The sequence below is a fragment of the Streptomyces sp. KL116D genome, assembly GCF_030766975.1.
Lineage (GTDB): Bacteria > Actinomycetota > Actinomycetes > Streptomycetales > Streptomycetaceae > Streptomyces > Streptomyces longispororuber_A.
Genome location: NZ_JASERH010000084.1, coordinates 193,478 through 212,667 on the forward strand (window position 1 = coordinate 193,478; position 19,190 = coordinate 212,667).

A 19,190-nucleotide genomic window follows, 5' to 3' on the forward strand; every position below is an offset into this window, starting at 1 on the left:
CATCGGCCGATGGTCGAGCGTGCACCGACTTTCGTCTACGAGCCGCAGGTGCCTCGACTACAGTTCGGCGTGGGCCGTGACTGGCGCTGAGGTGGAGCACCACCGGGGAGCGGTCTGACGAGATGTCGTTGCCGTGCGCCTGGGCGAGTGGTCAGCCACGCCTGGAGGGCAAGATGTCCGCGACTCAGACGGCCCAGCTCATGGACGGCACCGGCCTCGCCGCACGCCTCGTCGCAGAGGCGGCCGCGACGGCGGCGGAGATGTCACGCCGCACGGGAACCAGTCCCTGCCTGGCGACGGTGCTCGTGGGCGAGGACCCGGCCTCGGCGACGTACGTCCGTATGAAGCGGGCGCGGTGCGCGAAGGCAGGCATCCGGTCCCGGCACATCGGGCTGCCGGCCACCACCACGACCGCCGAACTCGTCGACACGCTCAACGGCCTCTCCGGCGATCCGGACGTGCACGGCATCCTGCTCCAGCACCCCTGCGGCCCGCACATCGACGAGCGAGCGGCGTTCGAGGCCATCGCACCGGAGAAGGACGTCGACGGCGTCACGACGCACTCCTTCGCCGCGATGAGCTTCGCGCTGCCCGGCTTTGTGTCGTGCACCCCGGGCGGGATCATGCGGCTGCTGGACGCGTACGACGTCGACCTCGCCGGCAAGCACGCCGTCGTGGTGGGCCGCAGCGCGATCCTCGGCAAGCCCGCCGGGATGCTCCTCCTGGCCAGGGACGCGACGGTGACCTACTGCCACTCCCGTACGAGGGACCTGTCGGCGCTCGTCCGGGAAGCGGACGTCGTCGTGGCAGCCGTGGGGCGGCCCCGGCTGATCCGAGGCGAGGACGTCAAGCCCGGCGCGGTCGTGATCGATGCCGGCTACAACCCGGGCAACGTCGGCGACGTGGACCACGAATCCGCCCTCACCCGAGCTTCTCTGATCACTCCGGTTCCCGGCGGCGTCGGGCCGATGACGATTGCCGTGCTGCTCGCGCAGACCGTGGCAGCGGCCGCGCACCAGCTCGGTGTGCGGCACGACTGACAGGCCGGCAGCGGCTCGTTGACGGCACGTCAGGAAGGCGCATCCGGGAAGGAGACGGCGGTAGAGCCGAAAGGGCGAAAGCCGGGGGCCGCGAGGAGTGTCGCTGCTTGAACGTCTCGCGCGTTCCTATGTTGATCGTATGAATCTGCAGCCATCTCGCGCCCGAACCAGTAGACGTGGCCGCCGTCCCGCGGGATGGCTTGCGGCGACAGGAGCCGGCCTCCTCGGCATGGTGGCGGTGGGTCTTGGCCTGCCCGGTCAGGCGGCGTCGGCGCAGCCGGTGGGAGTGCCGCTGGTCGACGAGACGTTCACCGGGGCCAACGCGATGGCAGGGTTCGAAGCGTTCGGTCCGGCGTGTCTGACCGGCGCACCCGAAGCGGCGGGGGCGCCGGGCACCGGAACCCACCCGCTGACCGGATGCCCGGCCGGTGCCACCGGGCCGGTCCCGCCCAACGACGCGGCGCCGCACGGGTATCTGCGGCTCACGGACGCGTCGAACGACCAGTCCGCCGCGGTCCTCTACAACCACGCACTGCCCGCCAACCAGGGCCTGGTCACCACCTTCGACCAGTGGCAGTACGGCGGCACCAGCCCCAACCCGGCCGACGGGATCTCGTTCTTCCTGATCGACGGCGCCGCGTCCCTGACCGCCCCGGGAGCCTTCGGCGGCAGCCTCGGCTACGCGCAGAAGCTGCCCGACGACGAGCCCGCCGCGACGCTGCTGCCGGGCGTCAACCGTGGCTACCTGGGGGTCGGCCTGGACGTCCTGGGCAACTACTTCGGCGACTGGGAACACCGCGGGAACGGCTGCGCGACCCGTTCACCGGCCGGCACCTCCTTCCGGATCCCCGGCCCGGGCGCCAACATGGTGACGCTGCGCGGCCCCGGCGACGGCAACGAGGGCTACTGCTTCCTCGACGCCACCACCAGCAACAAGACGACGACCGCGCCCTGGCCCTCCACCCTGCCGGGACAGCTGCACGGGCCCACCACGTCCGTGCCGTCCGGCTCCACCCCGCAGGAGGCCGAGGCCCTCCTCGAGCCCTCGCGCCGCACGGTGACCGTCGAGATCTCCCCGTCGCCGAACCCGGTGATCACCGTCTCGATCGACTTCCACGACGGCAAGGGCACCCAGCAGGTGCTCTCGCGGCCGGCTCCCCAACCCGTGCCGAGCACCTACAAGTTCGGCTTCGGCGCCTCGACGGGCCTGTTCACCGACGTCCACCTCATCCGGAACCTCACGGTGCACCCCGCCGCGCAGCTGCCCCAGCTCAACCTCGTCAAGCAGGTCTCGCAGGAACCTCCCCTGGAGACACCGCTGAAGCCCGGCATGAAGGTTCCGTTCGAGTACGTGGCGACCAACAGCGGCAACGTCCCGCTGACCGGCGTGAACGTGACCGACGACCGCGTCGACGACATCAAGTGTCCCAAGACCACGCTCGCCGTGGGCGAGACGATGACGTGCACCGGCACGTACACCGTCACCGAGGCCGACGGCACGGCCGGCTCGGTCACCAACACCGCGACCGCGCAGGGAGAGGCGAACGGCGCCCCCGTCGTCTCACCGCCCGACGACGTCACTCTGCCCGTGCAGCCGGGTCCTGGCGTGCGGCTGGAGAAGAAGGCGGACGACACCAAGGTGTACCGGGCGGGGGACAAGGCCACCTACACGTACACCGTCACCAACACCGGTCCGCAGCAGCTGACCGGGATCCGGATCACGGACGACCACGTGTCCGACGTGACCTGCGAGGAGACCACTCTCGCACCGGCGGGTGAGTCCGGTGACAGCACCACCTGCACCGGCACCTACACGGTCACCGAACAGGACGCGGACAAGGGCGCCGTCACCAACGTCGCCACCGCCCACGGGCTCGACGGCTCCACCCCCGTCGACTCGCAGCCCGACGAGGTGACGCTGGTCGTCGACTCCGGTCTCGGCCTGCATCTGGAGAAGTCGGCCGACGACACCACGACGTACCAGCCCGGCGACAAGGTGACCTACACCTACACCCTCACCAACACCGGCGACCGCCCGCTGACCGACATCACCGTCACCGACGATCTCGTGGACGACGTGACCTGCGAGGCCACCACCCTCGCGCCCGGCGCCCACACGACCTGCACCGGCACGTACACCATCACCGAGGAAGACGCGGAGCGCGGCACGGTCACCAACGAGGCCGCCGGGAGCGGACAGTCCGGCAGCACACCGGTCGTGTCACCCCCCGACCACGTGACGGTCCAGACCGAACCGGCCCCGTCGCCCACGCCCACCCCGACGCCGACTCCGACCCCCACCCCGACTCCCAGCCCCACGGTCACGCCGGAGCCGTCACCGACCCACACCGAGGAGCCGACCCCCAGCCCCGAGCCCAGCCACTCCGAGCCCCCGAACGGCGGCCACCTGGCGGACACGGGCTCAGGGACCACGCTCCTGACGAGCGGAGCAGCCGCAGTCGCCCTCGGTGTTCTGGTGAAGTTCGCACTCGTCATGCGTGCTCGTCGGAGCCGGTCGCGCGGCTGAGCATGGTCCCCGACGGACTCGGTTGACCCTCCGGACCAGGCCGGACCAGGCCGGACCACGCCAAGCGTGGCCCGGCCTGGTGGCCCGGTCGTCCCGACCGCCCCTACGACCGCGGTGTGCTGTCCGAACGCCACGTGGTGAGACGAGGACGCCCCGGCAGCTCGCCGCGACCGGTGGCCCACAACAGCGTGAGCCAGGGATCCGTGTCGTCCGGCACCTCGCGGAAGAGCCGGGCGAGCACCCGCGAGCAGAGCGCGGCCGGCGGGGTCCACTCAAGCCCGAAGCCCTCCGCCACATCGTGCATGTGCACCAGCATCTCTTGCAGCCCGAGCGCCGCGAACCCCTCGGGGCCCGACACTCCGGCCGCGTGGTGGGCGCGGACCTCGGGCGGCGTCGTACGCACCATGGCGACCAGCAGCGCGCCGCTCGCCTCCAGCACCTGCAGCAGACCTGCCGGACCCGCTGCACGCTCCGCGTAGAAGAAGACCGTGGGCGCTTCCGGCCTCTTCTGGTTCAACGCGAACGGCACATGGGTGTCCAACGGCGGTGACTGCGGCCCCAGTTGCACGGCGTAGTAGAACAGGTCGTTGGCCAGGTGCTCGACGGTCTCCCAGCAGTCCCACTCCAGCGAACCGGCCTTACTGCCCCACCCCTCCGCGGGCGCCTCCCGAAGGGCATCCACGGCGAGCCGCACGACATGAGCGACGTCGTCCGCCGTGATGGGAGGCAGGACTGATGCGGTTTCCGTTGATGGTGACATGGCGAAACCGTATCGCGAGGGGAGCGGACGGCCCCTTCCAGCCCGTGAGTTGGCCGTGGGCGGCACCGGCGGACGACGGCGTGCTCATGGGAGCCATGCCGACTCCGACTGGCCGAAGAGTTCAGAGGGCGGCGTGAGTCGTACGGTGCGAAACGCCCTGTCCATCCAGTCGCGATCGACAGCCACACCCATGGTCCGTTCCATGAGCGCAAACGACTCGGCACACAGTGTCTCCATGTGGAAGGCGACGCCTGCTGCCCAGGTGGGGAGCTCCGGCTCCGGGTCCATCCAGGCCGCATCCTCCATCTCGGACGGGTCGAACATCCCGTCCACGTGGCCGTTGCGGGCGTGCATGACCTGGTACCTGGCATTCACGTTCCAGTGGACGCTGAAGAACTCGCCTCCGTCAGCGGATGCACGTCGGGCGATCTCCGGGATGCTGCCGTAGTAACCCCATTCGATGGCGACGACGTGCCGGCCGACGGTGAGCAACTGAAGAAGCGCGTAGTCCTCGTAGAGATGAGCGGCCTGCTCGCGGACGGTCTCGTCGAATGTCATCAGCCGCGACCCTTCGGGATCGCCGCCGAATGCCCGGACCACGTCGTCCTCGGCCTTCCCCGCGACCACCGAGCAGGTGAGGCTATCGGGATCGTCAGCATCCACCCACGCATATCGAGCGACCAGGTCTTCCCAGCGCGTGCTGCTGCGCTTCAAAACCCAGGAGGTGTCAGGCGTCATGATGCCGCAGCGTACAGAGGGGTCAACGATGGGCGGAGAGTCAGGCAGCATCCGGATAGATGCCGTACTCGGCCAACCATCCGAGGAGCTCGTGACGGGAGGTCTGGACGAGCCGCCCCCCGGTGAAGCGAGCATCATCGGTCACCTCTGCCACACACTCGGCAGGGGCCTTGAATGACTCTGCTTCCTCGTCGGTGGTGAACTCGGCCTCGCCGAGCACCAGCCCCTCAAGGCGGCCTTCGAAGACGTCGACGCCCAACGGAGGGACACTGAGGCGGGACTTGGACAGCAGTGACGCCGGCAATGAGGCGAGCACTTCATACTCATCCGGAGACAGGTACGTGTTCGTGATCAGACCCTGAACAGCGCCGGGCCGACGGACCGGCACTTTCTGGGTCAGCTTGATCTCGGAGCGGCCGTCCGAGAATTCAGCCCTCCGTAACCGCAGGCGTGTTCCCAGCAGGTGTCGGTCGGTGATCACACGGCTCACGGTCACCCGTGACAGCGCCGGCCGGTTGGCCAGCAAGAACCGTCGCTCCCGCTCAACCTGGGCGTACTTGCCCGGGCGAACCGTCTGACCTTCGAGTCCACCCGCCTTGTCCGTCATGAGGACAGGCTCTCAGCTTGTCGGGGGCTGTACCTTTCGCGTCCTGCTTCCCGGCCTGTCCGCCGCTCAACAGGCCTCGTCGGCCTGTGCTCGGAACTCCGCACGACTCATGGCCCTTCCCTCGGCCCACCACTGCCCGGGTGTCAGACCGTCGGCGTCCTTGGGTTCGAACCTGGCGACGCCCTTGTAGCGCACCGTGTCGTGAGCCCGGTCGCGAGCAGGGCGAGTGCCACGATCGCACCGGCGCGGGACAGCGCGCGGCGTCTTGCCGGTGCTCGTCACGGCGCCCCCCGTTTGTTATGCGCCAAAGATAGACGCGGGGGCTCGTTCTTGAACTCGTTGCTCGCTCTCCGCTGGGCAGCGCGGGCAGCCTGGGTGGCCGGGCAAGTGGGCCCAGAGCGGTATGGCCTAGCGTTCCGTCGGTGAGTTCACCACGAAGGTGGCTCCGTCCGGATCGCACAGGACCGCCTCGTCCGCCGCTTCCTGCAGTACGCGACCGCCCTGGGCCTGCGCAGCCCACGCGCAGGCCTTCACGTCCTCCACCGTGAAGTGGACCTGCCAGCGTGGCCTGACGGTCGGATCGGGTGCGGAGTCGATCGCGCCCGAGTGGATCCGTGCCACCACGGTCCCCTGGCTGCGCAGCACGACTTCTTCGCTTTCGTAGTGGACTTCGCAGCAGCCGGCGTGCCCGGACGCCCAGTGCAGAACCTCGCCGTAGAAGATCGCCGCATCGAAGGCATCGCGGGTGTGGAGTTCCACGAACGTCGGGGCGGCGCGACGCCACTTCTCCCAGTCGGCCACCAGCTCTCCCTCCCAGACTCCGAAGACGGCTCCGTCCCGGTCGGCCAGTACGGCTGCCCTTCCGGGAGGGAACGAGAGAGGGCCCACCGCCGTCGTCCCGCCCCGCTCATGGCTGCGAGCCACGGCATCGTCCGCACTCGCCGCCGCGAAGAACGGCGTCCACACACCGGCCGCCGCCCCCATGGTCACGGCGGAGACACCGGCCACGGGAACGTCGCCCACGCTCGCGAACCGGTAGTCGTCACCCAGCCTTCCCTGCCGCCAGTCCCACCCCAGCACGGCGTGGTAGAACGTCTCCGCCTTCCCCAGATCCTGTGTGGAAAGGCTGACCCAGCAGGGTGCCCCGAGTACCGATCTGCTGACGAGCTGGGCGCTTTCGGATGCCATTGGCGTGTTCATCTCCGTACCGATCTGACGGGGGCCTGCTCAGAGGCCCGGGCAAGCCTCGCGACCGGCTGGGTCAAGCCAGTCTCAACGGCCGCAGCGCAGCCTAGAGCTTCCTGACGGTCACTGACGGTGAGGACATGCGGAAGGCTGGTGACTGTCGGCCGGTCTTGTTTGCGGGCCGCACCCGAGTGCCCCCATTCCGGCTCCTCAAAATCACCGTGGGGAAACCTGCCCGTCCTCTGACCAGCACCGGAGCGCAATGGCTGGCGGCTTTGACGCTCCTGGGTGCCGGAGGCAACGGAGCGGATGGAGAATCACTCGATGTTGCCCGGGCCGACGATCGCGCCGGTGGACTTCTCGAACCCTGACTTCTCGAACTCTGACTTCTCGAACGCACAGGGTCGGGACTGCTTGCGTCAGCAGGGGCGCCCGCCGCGCCGATGAGTTCCCAGGGCGGGGCCGGTCTGTACAGGTATGCAGACTCACACACTCGAGACAGCCGGCGCGGACCTCGTCTACGACGTTCGCGGGCCGCTGCCGACCGCCGATGGGCGCCCGCCCCTGTTCATGATCGGGCAGCCCATGGACGCCACGGGCTTCGTGGCGCTCGCCGCGCGCTTTCCCGAGCGGACCGTCGTCACCTACGACCCGCGCGGGCTCGGTCGCAGCACCCGCAAGGACGGCCGGGACGACCACACGCCGCAGACCCAGGCCGACGACGTGCACGCCGTCATCGAGGCGCTCGGGGCCGGGCCGGTCGAGATGTTCGCCAGCAGCGGCGGAGCGGTCACCGCACTCGAAGTCGTGGCGAAGCATCCGTCGGACGTGACCACCCTGGTCGCGCACGAGCCGCCGCTCATCACCCTCACGCCGGACGGCCCGGCGGCCGTGCGGGCCCGGGCGGGAGTGACGGACGCCTACGAGAAGCGTGGACGGGGAGCCGGGATGGCCGCGTTCGTGGCCATGACCTCCTGGGAGGGCGAGTTCACCGACGCGTACTTCGCCCAGCCGGAAGCCGATCCCGCCGCGTTCGGGATGCCCACGGAGGACGACGGCTCGCGTGACGATCCGCTGCTGTCGGACCGGTCTTGGGCCGTGAGCAGCTATCGTCCGGATGCCGCCGCGCTCGCCGCTGCGCCGACCCGCATCGTGATCGCTGTGGGGGAGGAGTCCGTGAACGTCGAGACCGGTCGCACCTCCGTCGCCACCGCCGATCTGCTGGGGCAGCAGGTGACCGTGTTCCCGAGCCATCACGGTGGCTTCCTGGACGGTGAGTTCGGATACCCGGGGAAGCCGGACGAGTTCGCGCAGCGCCTGCGTCAGGTCCTCGACGGCGAGTCGTAGGTCAGGGGCGGCGGAGCACGGCGGAGCGGGTGGAGGTCGGACTCCACCCGCTCCGCCGTAAGGACTTGCGCCCAGCCTCGCGTCAGCTGGGGTCACGCGGGACCGAGGGCCGTGCCTTGGAGGCGCGATCGCGCACCTTCTCCGCGGCCTGCTTCGCCTCGCCGCGCGCCTGCTCGACCTTGCCCTCCATCTCCTGCTCCCGGTTGCCGGTGACCTTGCCGGTCACTTCCTTCGCCTTGCCCTTGACCTTGTCCATGCCGCCTTTGCGGGCCATGACTGCTCCTAGTCCGAGTTGTTCCCCCGCTCCACGTAAACAGGTCTGGCAGCGCCCCGCCCGGCGGAGAGTCACGGAGGGTAGTTCCGACTGCTGGGGGCGTGGTGCCGCTGCCGCCAGGTGATACTCGGCGAGTGGAATGGTTCGAACATGCGAGTGCGGCAGAGACGGCCGGCGACTGGGACATCGCCATCGACCTGGTGAGTGCGCGCGCCGAGTGCTGCTCCACCGACTACAACGCCCACGGCAACCACCTGTGGCACATGGACCTGCTCGTCCGCGCGCAACGGCTGGACGAACTGGCGGAACGGGCCGGCAGTGACGTCCACGCGCGCCGACGGCTGAACCGGGCACTTCGCGCTCAGGAGCGCCGTCGAGGGCGTCTGTCAGTGGTAGCCGTGCTGTCGGTGAGCTGCCCGAGGCACGCGGCCATGCTCCTCAGCGGGACCAATCCCATGGACACCTAGACGTCGAACCGGACGGCGGTCGCAGTGCGCCCTCATCCCGTCGACTCGCCGGAGGGACGGCTCTACACGGATGTCGGGACCTGGCTGCCCTGGACCCGCACGGCGTAGCGCTCGACGATGCCCGCCGCGTAGAGCCCGTAGGGCAGGCCGTGGCGGCGCAGTGCGGCGGCCACCTGGAACACGTCGTGAGAGGGAAGCCCGCGGCCTGCGGTCCTGGTCAGCCGGTCGGCAAGCGTGGATCGGTAGGCGCGGTGCAGGGAGATGATCAAATTGGCCAGCTCCGCCGGGGGCAGGTGGAGCGTCAGCCGCAGCGCCGCGTCGAGATCGTGCGTCGAGGCGCCGGGTTCCCGGAGCAGGATCAGTTCCCGCACTCGCTGAGGGAGCAAGGACCGGGGCGCGCACCTGCGGGCGAGCTCCTCGGCCACGCTGTCGTGTCCCGCGGCCCGCAGTCCCGTGACGAGTTCGAGGATCTCGGGCAAGGGGCGGCCCGCCGCGGCGGCGAGTACCGGATGAGCGTCGAGGCCCTGGGTCCTCAGCTCGCTCACCAGTTCCGCGAGCGGGACGGCCGCGCGCCGCGCGCCGGCCAGGTCCAGGAGCCGGCGGGCCAGATCGTCGGCGAGGTCGCGCTGCAGACGGACCAGCAGGTGGGCGACCGATGCGGCGGGCCAGCGCTGTGCAGCGGAGCCCAGGAGCGACTCGATGTCCGAGTGCCAGCCGCGGGCCTGCAGGCGCGGCATCATTCCGGCGAGCAGGACACTGTCCTCACGCCGGATCGGCAGCGCCAGCAGGTACTGGGCCTGATCGCGCTTGCGCTCGCTTCGGAGGCTGTCCAGGGTGGTGAGCAGAGGTTCCACGCGGGCCATGTCGATGACTTCGAGCAGTTGGGCCTGGGCGAGCCAGCCCCGTCGGCGCAGCTCGCGGATAAGCCGCTCCCGGTCGGCGGTGGAGTCCGTCTCTCCGGCGATCTCAAGGAGTGCCGTCGCGGCGGTTTCGTGTCCGGTGATCAGGAGCTGGTCGGCGAGTTGGGCAATGCGTTCGGCCGGCCAGCCTTTGGCCGCGTCGCGCACGAGCCTCTTGGTGGCGCGGTTCTTGGTTCCGGCGACGGCCTGGGCGATCCCGTCGACCCGGGTCTGCCACTCGGCATCGTCCCGGTTGGGCGGAGGGGCCGGAGTGCCGGCCGAGGAGGGCGCGTCTGTAGGTGACGTGCGTGGTGAACTGGCCAAGGAAGCTGCGGTTTGCTGGAGGGACCTGGCGCGGGCCTGCTGCCAGATGTCCCAGTCCTCGGTCGGTACGTTCAAGGTGATGAGGAGCGATTCCAGGAGGCTTCTGGTCGGTAGCCGTTTCTCCTGCAACACGTCGGCGAGTGAGGAGTGCGGAAGCGCGACGCGTCGGGGGTTGCGGAATCGTCTGGCCCGGCGCTCCAGTTCCGCATAGGACACGGTGTTGATGTCCTTGAGTTCGCGCATCAGCCTGATGAGTTGCCCAGGTGTGCCCGCAAGGGCGGCAGCTTGCGACAGCTCCTCCGTCTGCTGCTGGATGTTCTGGGTGGCCGGGCTGTCCGGGATGGGGACAGTGCCCGCGCCGGCCCTTTCGGCGCTGGCTCGTTTCCATTGCTCCCGGATCTCGGTGAGCGTCGTGGTCAGCTTCGCGCCATCGCCGTGCCTCTCCACGTATTCGCGACATGCCAGGAAGTACGCCTCGGTGATGCGCGGGCTGGGAAGGGCACGTCCTGATGCGGCCTTGGACAGGGCAGAGACCGAGTAGCCGCCTTGTGCGGCCATCATGGCGAAGGCGGAGTTCGCGACGCCGGGTTCCTTGGACGCGGTTTTGCCGGCCTTGCGGTGGGCGTCGTGCAACAGAGCCGCGAGCGTGGCCAAGGAAGGACTCCCGGCCTCCTGACGCGCGTCGCGCAGCAGCTGTACGAGGTGCCCCAGGGCGGTGTCGGCTTCGGAGATCGGTGCTTCGTTCCGTCCCATTCCAGCTCCGCTAAGTGATCGACTTCGAGAGCAGCGCCGTGTCCACAGCCCGGGGCGCATCGGCCGACAGCCAGGCTGGCCCTTGCCGTCGGCGCTCGGCGGTCGGTTCTACAGGGAGCAGCGGGGGAGCCCAACTTCTCTACCTGCGCTGTGGTTGGACTCCCCGGCTGCGCGCCGGCCGACGCACTCCTGTCCGTCGGCTCTGGCCGTCACGCTCCCCAACGGGCAATCGGTTGCGGACTGCTCGGGCTCCAGGCCACCGGCGTTGCAAGGTCGAGGGCGACAAAGCCGGCAGCGGCGAGCAGAGCGACCGCGGAGGCAGGGGGCACACCAAGCAGCGTCAGGAGGCTGGCAAGGCTCAGCACGACCACGATGACGACGACCTGTGACGGCCCGATCGTGGTGTGCGGCCACCTCCGGCGGCTTCCCACGCACTGTGCCCGGCGAGTCTCCGGCGGCGGGTTGGAAGAGGGTGCGCGGCGGCGGTGAAGGTACATGATGGGAAGGCTCCGATCTGCTGGTCCAGGTCTTCACGGAGTTGCGTCGTTGCCGCGACACGAACCCCGGCCTGTCGCCATCATCCGCCAACCCCTGTTGGTCACCAAGGAGTTGCAGGGGTGCCGGGCTTCTGCGCGATGTGCCGGGTATGCGCTGCCGAGATGCTGCGCGGGGGCGTTGCCGCAGGTCGGCCCGGTCGGCGGCAGGGGCGGACCGGATTGTTGAATTCTTCATCCGGATTCATCCGGGACGCTGCGCAGAGGGTCGCTCGCGGCCGCAGACTGGAGGTGGCACCTAAAGGTGCCCCGCCCCGCCGCGTCTGCTGGTCCAGGCACAACACGGCAAGGGCGTTCGAGGGTGGGCCCCGTTGCCGCGGGGCCCACCTCCCTGCCGCAGAGGCCGTGCGTACGGCCCGCCCCGCAGAGAGTGCTGCGCCCGCCGCCCGAACTGGGCAGTGCGTGTTCCGAGTTGGAGCAGAGGGGCGCGGTCTGCCATGGTGCCGTCGCCCAGGGGTACGGTGAGGCTGACGGGATGCTGGCCGGGCAGGCCGAACGTGATCCAGACAGACGTCGTAGACCGCACCCCCACGGAGGACTCGACATGCTGCTCGCTGCGGACAAGGGCGACATCACCACGATCATCGGCGGCATCGCCCCCGACTGGGGTCCCTTCGGGACGCTGGGCACAGAGGCGAAGACGATGATCCAGGTCATCATGGCCGTCGCGATCCTGCTGTGCCTCGGCATCGCCATCTGGGGCGCCGCCAAGCAGCGGATCGGCGCGACGGCCCTGCGTGACACGTTCAGCGCGGAGCAGGGCAAGGGGCTGATCATTGCCGGGATCACCGGGGTGTTCCTCATCGGCTCCCTCGGCACCCTGTTCACCATCGTCTACGGGATGGCCGTCTGAGGTCGTCCGACTGTGCGGGCCCCAGCCGTCGGCCCGTGAAGGCCGACGGGCGGCTCGGCGGTGCAGGCGCGGGCGAGGGGCGGCTCGCAGGCGCAGCAGCAGGCGCGGTCTGAGGCGGGCGAGGGCCCGCGTGCGGCAGCGCCCGTAGTACCGGTTACCCTCTTGGTTCGTACTGCCCGACACGGGGTGCCCCGCGACAGCGCCGGGGCTGAGATCACACCCGTAGAACCTGAACCAGTTAGCACTGGCGGAGGGATGTCAGCGATGCCGATACCGCACGCTTCCACGCACCCGGCCACACCCGCGCCCCGGACCGCACTCGACGGGCGGATGCCCGCGGCACCAGGAGACCTGCGGATCGAGGCGCACGGCATCGCCCCCGTACCCGAAACCCACCGCTACGGAGGCGCCGGACGCCTCTTCACCGTCTGGTTCGCGCCGAACCTGACCATGAGCGGCGTCTTCACCGGCACCGTCGGCATCGCGCTCGGCCTGGACTTCGCCACCGCGCTCGCAGCGGTCGTCCTCGGCACGCTGGTCGGCGCCGTGCCGACCGCGTACCTCGGCACCTGGGGCAGCCGCACCGGATCCGGTCAACTCCCCCTCGCACGGCTCGCGTTCGGTGGGGGAGTGGTCCTGCCCGGTACCGTGCAATGGCTGTCGTCGATCGCCTGGGACGCGCTCATCGGCCTGTTCGGCGGGGACGCTCTCGCGCGGCTGTGCGGATGGCCGTTCTGGCTCGGGGCGCTGGTCATGATGGCGGCTCAGGGACTGCTCGGGGCGTTCGGCTACGAGGTGATCCACCGCCTTCAGCAGTGGATGACGGCCGTCCTCGCGGTCGCCTTCGTCGCGCTGGCACTCCGCCTCGCGCACATCGGGGTCACGCCCGAGGCACACGGATCCGTCCATGGCGCCGACCGCGCCGGAGCCTTCGCTCTGACCAGCACGATCGCCCTGAGCCTGGCCCTTTCCTGGGCGCCGTACGCCAGCGACTTCAGCCGCTACCTGCCCCGCGCCACCTCACCGGTCCGCATGTTCTGGTGCACGCTGCTCGGCGTCGTCGTGTCCTTCACGGGCGTGCAGGCGCTCGGCCTGTGGGGCGCCTCGATCTTCACCGACCAGACCGCGCGCGGCGTCGACACCGTGCTCGGCGGGGGAGTGCTCGGATCGGTGGGCCTGCTCGCCGTCGCTCTGGCCGCGCTGTGCAGCAACGCGATGAACGACTACAGCGGTTCGCTCGCCCTGCAGACCGTCGGCGTCCGCATCCCGCGCCCCCTGGCCGCGGCCCTCGCCGCACTCCTCGGCTTTCCCCTCGTGCTGTGGATGCATGCGGCCGACACGGCTGCCCGCTTCCAGAACGTGCTGCTGTTCGTGGGCTACTGGATCCCCGGTTTCGTGGCAGTAGTGGTCGTCGACTGGTGGGCGCGGGGCCGCGAGCGGGGCGGCGCCGACATGGATCTCTCCGTCGAACGCACGAGGACCCGCTCCGCTCTGCCCCCGCTCCTGGCGTTCCTCTGCGCTTTCGCCGCCACCGTCCCGTTCATGAACACGAGCCTGTACGTCGGCCCGGTCGCCGAGGCGTTGCACGGCGCGGACCTCGGCTACTACGTCGCGTTCCTGGTCGGACTCGCGGTCTACGCACCGTTCCGGCTGCGTCGGCGGACGTCGCACGACGGTCCCGCCGGGAGCTGAACTGGGCTGCCCGGCACGGCAGATGGGCTCACCGTGCGTCATGCGTCCCGGTGATGATCCACGGCGGTACAACCTTGTCCCCTCCAAGATCGTCTGAGGGTCGAGGAGTTGGAGCGTCCGGCTCCCCGACACCCCTGGGGGATGTAATGCAGAGAGCCTCCGTCGGCCGCGCCGTGCGGCTTGGCGCGTGCGGAACCGCCGTCGCCGGCCTGTTCGTGGTCGGCCTCGGCGCCGGGACCGCGATGGCTTCGGACACGCTGTGGGTGCAGTCCCCGTACGAGTTGAACGTGCCGCTCGGCGTGGACGGCGGTGAGCCCCCGGCCCGCTCGCTCGACCTCGGGCTCTACCACGACAACAGCAACGTCAAGGTCACCGACGGGCGGCTGACGGTCGACGTGTCCGGGCTCGCCGGCGTGGCGGACGTCGTCTGGCCGGCGAACTGCGCACCCGAGGGCACCGTCGCGGTGTGCACGATCGACGGCGTGATCCCGGTGACCAACGTCGACGCCGTGCACCTGGGGATCCGCGCCGCCGCCGGCGCGCAGCAGGGCGCGCAGGGCACGGTCACGTACAAGGCGACCGCCACCACCCCGTCCGGCACCATGAAGTCGCCGGACGGATTCACCACCACGGTCACCGTGGCGTCGGGGCCGGACCTCGCGCTCGCCGAGCCGGACCCGGTCACGGGTGCGGAGCCCGGCTCCACGACGACAGTGCCGTTCACCGTGACCAACGAGGGCAACGAGACGGCCCACGGCTACACCGTCACCATGAGCGCTTCCTACGGCCTCGACTTCGCCACCACGTACCCGCAGTGCGCCTACCGGCACGCCGGTGGCGACGAGGACGCGCCGATGACGCACGCCACCTGCACCTTCGACGACGAGATCGCCCCGGGCGCGAGCGTGCAACTGCCCGAGCCGCTGCGGGTCGACGTCAATGGCAAGGCGCTGAACGAGCGCCTCGACCTCGACGTGGCCCCGGCCGGTGGCGTCAGCGACATCGACGACCAGGACAACTACGTGGTGCAGTCCGTGCGTGCCGCCAACACCGCGGACTTCGCGGTGCAAGGCGCGGACGTCACGGGCGCGGCCGGCGAGACCGTCACCGCGGAGCTGCGCTTCGAGAACAAGGGCCCGGCCTGGTTCGGCAACCTGGGCTCAGGCGACCCGGCCGCGGTCGTCGAGTTCCGGGTGCCGCAGGGCACGACCGTCACCGGCGCCCCCGCGGACTGCCGCCCGCGCACGCTGACCGGCGGCTACTACCCGGACCGGGTCGGTGCCCCGCGCTACGACTGCAACCTGCCGTACTGGGTGTCGGAGAACGCCGAGCGCGCCTTCGCCTTCCAGTTGCGCGTGGACAGCGTGGTCCAGGACACCACCGGCCCGGTCGTGGTGCGTCCGGTCTTCGGGACGTTCGACTTCGACCCGGAGACGACGAACAACTCCGCGAAGGTCGTGGTGAACGCCGCCCCGCAGGCCTGACCGGCCGGATCGGCTTCGCGCCTGCCCGGGCTGCCCCGGGCAGGCATACGCCGTTGGGTTACGGATCCCGTCCTGCGGCCCGTCGGCGCCCGGCGAGGCGACATTGCAGAGGCCTGATTCTCGGAGTCGTCGCGACGATCGGAACCGTCTGGCGGCAGCTTGTGAGCTGGTGACCAGAACATGGAGCGGGCGGCGTGATGCGGACGGCCCGGCGCTCAGGGGAGCACGCGTGGCCTCGGAGAGCGCCGTGCGCGGGTTCCGGGGCTTCGTGGGCAGGTGCCGGTAATTGCGTCGCGTGCAACGGCGACCGTCGGGATACTGCCCCGGTGACCCGCACCGCACTGCCTCAGCTGCTGCGACCTCGTGCCCTGAGGCCCGGAGATCTCGTCGTCGTCGCGTCGCTGTCCGGGCCGCTCCACGCCGCCTACGAGGCGGACCTCGAACGGGCGGTGGTCGTGCTGGAGCGGATGGGATTCCGCGTGCGCCGGGCACCGCTCCTCGAAGCGGGCCGGCACCGTTGGTGGAGCGCGGCGCGGCCGACGGAGATCGCAGAAGAGTTCAACTGTCTCCTGCGGGATCCCGAAGTGCGCGCCATCATCGCGCACGACGGCGGCCAAACAGCGCTCGGCTACCTCGACCTGATCGACTTCGATGCGATCACCGCCGATCCCAAGCCGATCCTCGGCTACAGCGACATCTCGCTGCTGCATCTGGTGCTCTACGCGCGCACGGGTCTGGTCGGATTCCACACCGATCTGGCCACCCCCGGATTCGGCGGGCACTGGCAGCGCGTGCCCGCAGCACGCAGAGCGGAACTCACGCACCTCTACTCGACGTTGCTGACCAGTACGGAACCGATCGGTGCGCTGCCGACCACCCCGGGGTGGGAGTGCTGGCGCCCTGGACGTGCTGAAGGGCGCTTGCTCGGCGGGGTGATCAACCGTGTCGTGCTGGCGCAGGCGACGCCCTACGCGCTGCCGCTCGAGTGGTTCGACGGAGCGGTGCTGTTCTGGGAGGAGACGGGCGGCCACGCGTCGTACGTGTGGAGCTATCTGCACGTGCTGCGCCACTGCGGCATTCTCGACCGGATCTCCGGGATGGTCGTGGGCATCCCGGAGGCGATCGACGGGCTCGGCTCGTCCGGAGCGTCTCCGACCCTGCGCGAGATCGTCCTCGACGTCCTCGGTGACCGTGACGTCCCGGTCCTGGGCAACGTCGAGTTCGGTCATGCCGGTCCGAACCTCCCGATGCCGGTCGGCATCCGCGTCGCCCTCGATGCACAGGGGCGGGCGCTGTCGGTGCTCGAGCCGGCGGTGCGGTCGCATGCGTTGACGGGGCCGGTCGACTGAGCGACGTGCGGTGCCGGTGCCGGTGCCGGAGGCACGGTGTCGTCGGCACGTTTAGAGTGCACTACCGTTCAATGGAAATGGCGACGGCACGTGGATCGCGCACCTTCCGCTGCCGTCGCCCAGGAAGGGCTTCGCGTGCCGCGCACCCCCGAGGCCGCCGCCGCAGTGCGGGACGCCACGAAGCAGCGCATTCGTCGTGCCGCGGTACTTCAGATGGCCGAGCAGGGCTACCGCGCCACCACGCTGCGCCAGGTCGCCGGACGTGGCCGACCGACGGCGGGAGCGCACACGCGACGCGTTGGCGGAGCTGGCTGACGCCGAGCCTGCGGATCGCCTGCGGGCCCTGGTCCGGTCGGCCCTGTTGATGGCCGGCATCAGAGGCGGCCTCGTTCTCGCGGCGGAGGACCCCTCGTTCCCGTTGCGCGGGCTGGAGGACGTACTGCTCTCCCGCGTCCTGGGCGGTCGCTGACCTGCTGCCGGGTCAGGGGGAGTACGACGTGGAGTTCCGGATCCTCGGAACCGTCTCCGTCTCCGTGACCACTGAGAGCGGCGAACTGATGCTCGGTCCCGCAAAGCGACGCAGTCTGCTTGGTCACCTTGCTGCTCAGGTCCGACACGAGGAGGCGCGGGATACCCTGCGACATCTTGGTGATCACAGGCCCCGCAGCAGTGCGGGCCCGTCCCCATCATCCGTTCCGTCTCCGGGGGAATCCTTCATGCGCCTTGCCGCAGTCCGTCGTGGCTCCGTCCTTGCCGCTGTCGCCGCGCTCAGCCTGACATTGAGTGCCTGCAACGGTGACGAATCGGACGCGCATGCCTCGGGAGGCTCCGGCTCAGGAGCCGGTTCCGGCAATCATGCCGGTGCCAAGCCCTCGGGCTCGGCGGCGGCCGCATTGCCGTCACCCACCAAGGGCGGTACGGAGGACGGCAGTTCCGGCTCGGGTTCCGGGGTCGGCGACGGCGAGAAGGGCGTGGGTACGCCGGTCTCCGACTGCGGTACCGCCGATCTGGGTCTGCGGCTGGTGGTCAGTGGCGAGCACGCCACATCGAAGACCGCCCACAAGACGGCCCAGCTGTTCATGACCAACAGGAGCTCCCGGACCTGTCTCATCAGCGGCTTCCCCACGGTGTCCCTCGCCGACCAGGCCGGTCGCCGCGACCCGATCACCGCCAAGCCGCTGGACGGCGAGCCCGGCGCCGCTTTCCCTCTCCATCCGGGCAAGGCAGCGGTCTCCGAGCTCCGCTACAACGACGTCAACTGGGAGGGTTCCCCTTCCGGCCGCTACACCTGCGGCATGGAGGCCAATACCGTCACCGTGGCGGTCGGCGAGGGCGCCGGTGCGACGGTCGCCGCGGAGGGGCCGCAGGGCGGCAGGGCCACCGTCAACGCCTGTGACGACCTTGTCGAGGTCGAGGACATCCACGAGTACGGCGCTTGATGCGCCTCCGCTTGGACCGGTCACCGCAAGAACGCAAGAGGCCGGAGCCCCAGAGTGCGCCGTCTCCTCACGGCGTGTGGCCGGCATTCGGCGGGGGCTCGGCGGGCCGGTCGGCATCCTCCGCAAAGGTGGCTTGGTGGGCGGCTGTGCGGATGTGGAGTGCTGCTTTCCGGGCCTGGCGGGCAAGGCGGCGGTGGTCCTCCGCAGTGGACGTCTCGCTCTCGGCCAGACGTTCGTGATGTTGGGCCACCATGTCGTGGGCGTCGGCGAGCTTGGCCGCGGCGGTGAGATAGCGCGTATGGAGTTGCTGTACGAAGATCTCGAGATTGTCCTGCCGTGACGGTTCCGCGGTGCCGAGCAACTGGGCGGAGATGGCGAGCTCTTGCTGCGTGGCCCACTTCTCGCGTGCGTCGAGGATCTCCGCGCGGGCCAAGTTCGCGTCAGCGCGTGCCAGCCGGGCCTCGCTGGATGCGAGCAGCAGGCGAGCCCTGGCGCTCGCTTCCTGGGAGCGCTGCAGGAAGCTGGGTGTTGCTTCACCGCGTTGCCGACTCTGCCGGTCCGCTTCCGTTTCGCGGGCGTTCAGGTCCCGTTCGCGTTCGTCGGCGATGGCCTCCCGCTCGTCGGCGATGGCCTCCCGCTCGTCGGCGATGGCCTCCCGCTCGTCGGCGATGGTTTCGCGTTCGGTGGCGGCGGTGTCGCGTTCATTGGCGATATGGGTGCGCTCATCAGCGGCGTCTGCCCATGGGCCGATGACGTCGCTGAAGGTCGACCGGTCTGGCGGTTCAGTGCCCACTTGCCCAGTATCCCGAGGCAGGGCGCGGCCATCAAGCCGCCCCCGGGGCTCCCACCGCGATGCTCCGCAAGCAGCCGCTTCAGCGTCGGTTACGGAGCATTCGTG

The 19,190-nt window shown here is 70.0% G+C and carries 16 protein-coding genes and 2 riboswitches; of the genes, 9 read left to right on the forward strand and 7 right to left on the reverse strand.

The window, feature by feature from the left end:
- Positions 1-66: 66 nt before the first annotated feature.
- Positions 67-152, forward strand: a riboswitch (ZMP/ZTP riboswitch).
- Between the two features lie 21 nt (positions 153-173).
- Together RBJ77_RS32995 and RBJ77_RS33000 are read left to right on the forward strand one after the other, a co-directional pair.
- Positions 174-1,040 (forward strand): bifunctional 5,10-methylenetetrahydrofolate dehydrogenase/5,10-methenyltetrahydrofolate cyclohydrolase, encoded by an 867-nt coding sequence (locus RBJ77_RS32995; protein ID WP_372348328.1) that lies wholly within the window; start codon positions 174-176, stop codon positions 1,038-1,040.
- A 229-nt stretch (positions 1,041-1,269) separates the two neighbouring features.
- The gene (locus RBJ77_RS33000) at positions 1,270-3,567 is read left to right on the forward strand and encodes a hypothetical protein (RefSeq protein WP_372348329.1); all 2,298 of its coding nucleotides are present in this window, start codon (positions 1,270-1,272) and stop codon (positions 3,565-3,567) included.
- A gap of 103 nt (positions 3,568-3,670) precedes the next feature.
- Here the strand turns inward: RBJ77_RS33000 and RBJ77_RS33005 are convergent, their stop codons facing one another.
- The 4 genes from RBJ77_RS33005 to RBJ77_RS33020 form a co-directional block, all read right to left on the reverse strand.
- Positions 3,671-4,327 carry a hypothetical protein gene (locus RBJ77_RS33005; protein WP_372348330.1) on the reverse strand — a complete coding sequence of 219 codons (657 nt, stop codon included), beginning with the start codon at positions 4,325-4,327 and terminating at the stop codon, positions 3,671-3,673.
- A gap of 84 nt (positions 4,328-4,411) precedes the next feature.
- Positions 4,412-5,065 (reverse strand): DUF6461 domain-containing protein, encoded by a 654-nt coding sequence (locus tag RBJ77_RS33010; protein WP_372348331.1) that lies wholly within the window; start codon positions 5,063-5,065, stop codon positions 4,412-4,414.
- 40 nt (positions 5,066-5,105) lie between these two features.
- Positions 5,106-5,672: a hypothetical protein gene (locus RBJ77_RS33015; RefSeq protein ID WP_372348332.1), complete on the reverse strand. Its 567-nt coding sequence runs from the start codon at positions 5,670-5,672 to the stop codon at positions 5,106-5,108.
- A 408-nt stretch (positions 5,673-6,080) separates the two neighbouring features.
- Positions 6,081-6,872, reverse strand: a complete 792-nt coding sequence (locus RBJ77_RS33020; protein WP_372348333.1) for a VOC family protein — start codon at positions 6,870-6,872, stop codon at positions 6,081-6,083.
- A 462-nt stretch (positions 6,873-7,334) separates the two neighbouring features.
- On the opposite strand from RBJ77_RS33020, the gene RBJ77_RS33025 reads away from it, so the two are divergent.
- Positions 7,335-8,204 (forward strand): alpha/beta fold hydrolase, encoded by an 870-nt coding sequence (locus RBJ77_RS33025; RefSeq protein WP_372348334.1) that lies wholly within the window; start codon positions 7,335-7,337, stop codon positions 8,202-8,204.
- Between the two features lie 82 nt (positions 8,205-8,286).
- Here RBJ77_RS33025 and RBJ77_RS33030 read toward each other — a convergent pair whose 3' ends face one another.
- Positions 8,287-8,478, reverse strand: a complete 192-nt coding sequence (locus RBJ77_RS33030; RefSeq protein ID WP_372348335.1) for a CsbD family protein — start codon at positions 8,476-8,478, stop codon at positions 8,287-8,289.
- 134 nt (positions 8,479-8,612) lie between these two features.
- On the opposite strand from RBJ77_RS33030, the gene RBJ77_RS33035 reads away from it, so the two are divergent.
- The gene (locus tag RBJ77_RS33035) at positions 8,613-8,945 is read left to right on the forward strand and encodes a hypothetical protein (RefSeq protein ID WP_372348336.1); all 333 of its coding nucleotides are present in this window, start codon (positions 8,613-8,615) and stop codon (positions 8,943-8,945) included.
- A 62-nt stretch (positions 8,946-9,007) separates the two neighbouring features.
- Here the strand turns inward: RBJ77_RS33035 and RBJ77_RS33040 are convergent, their stop codons facing one another.
- The gene (locus RBJ77_RS33040) at positions 9,008-10,921 is read right to left on the reverse strand and encodes a hypothetical protein (protein WP_372348337.1); all 1,914 of its coding nucleotides are present in this window, start codon (positions 10,919-10,921) and stop codon (positions 9,008-9,010) included.
- 1,098 nt (positions 10,922-12,019) lie between these two features.
- On the opposite strand from RBJ77_RS33040, the gene RBJ77_RS33045 reads away from it, so the two are divergent.
- From RBJ77_RS33045 to RBJ77_RS33065, 5 genes are all read left to right on the forward strand, one after another.
- A complete protein-coding gene (locus RBJ77_RS33045) occupies positions 12,020-12,328 on the forward strand; it encodes a hypothetical protein (protein WP_255981080.1) in 309 nt (102 codons plus the stop codon).
- A gap of 172 nt (positions 12,329-12,500) precedes the next feature.
- Positions 12,501-12,601, forward strand: a riboswitch (TPP riboswitch).
- Positions 12,584-14,020, forward strand: coding sequence for a cytosine permease (locus RBJ77_RS33050; RefSeq protein ID WP_372348338.1), 1,437 nt, complete (start codon positions 12,584-12,586; stop codon positions 14,018-14,020). It overlaps the preceding riboswitch by 18 nt.
- Before the next feature lie 146 nt (positions 14,021-14,166).
- Positions 14,167-15,504: a hypothetical protein gene (locus RBJ77_RS33055; RefSeq protein ID WP_372348339.1), complete on the forward strand. Its 1,338-nt coding sequence runs from the start codon at positions 14,167-14,169 to the stop codon at positions 15,502-15,504.
- A 326-nt stretch (positions 15,505-15,830) separates the two neighbouring features.
- A complete protein-coding gene (locus RBJ77_RS33060) occupies positions 15,831-16,853 on the forward strand; it encodes an LD-carboxypeptidase (protein WP_372348340.1) in 1,023 nt (340 codons plus the stop codon).
- Positions 16,854-17,350: 497 nt separating this feature from the next.
- Positions 17,351-18,292, forward strand: a complete 942-nt coding sequence (locus tag RBJ77_RS33065; RefSeq protein ID WP_372348341.1) for a DUF4232 domain-containing protein — start codon at positions 17,351-17,353, stop codon at positions 18,290-18,292.
- 67 nt (positions 18,293-18,359) lie between these two features.
- On the opposite strand, the gene RBJ77_RS33070 is transcribed toward RBJ77_RS33065, so the two are convergent.
- Positions 18,360-19,085, reverse strand: a complete 726-nt coding sequence (locus tag RBJ77_RS33070) for a hypothetical protein (RefSeq protein ID WP_372348342.1) — start codon at positions 19,083-19,085, stop codon at positions 18,360-18,362.
- Between the last annotated feature and the right edge of the window lie 105 nt (positions 19,086-19,190).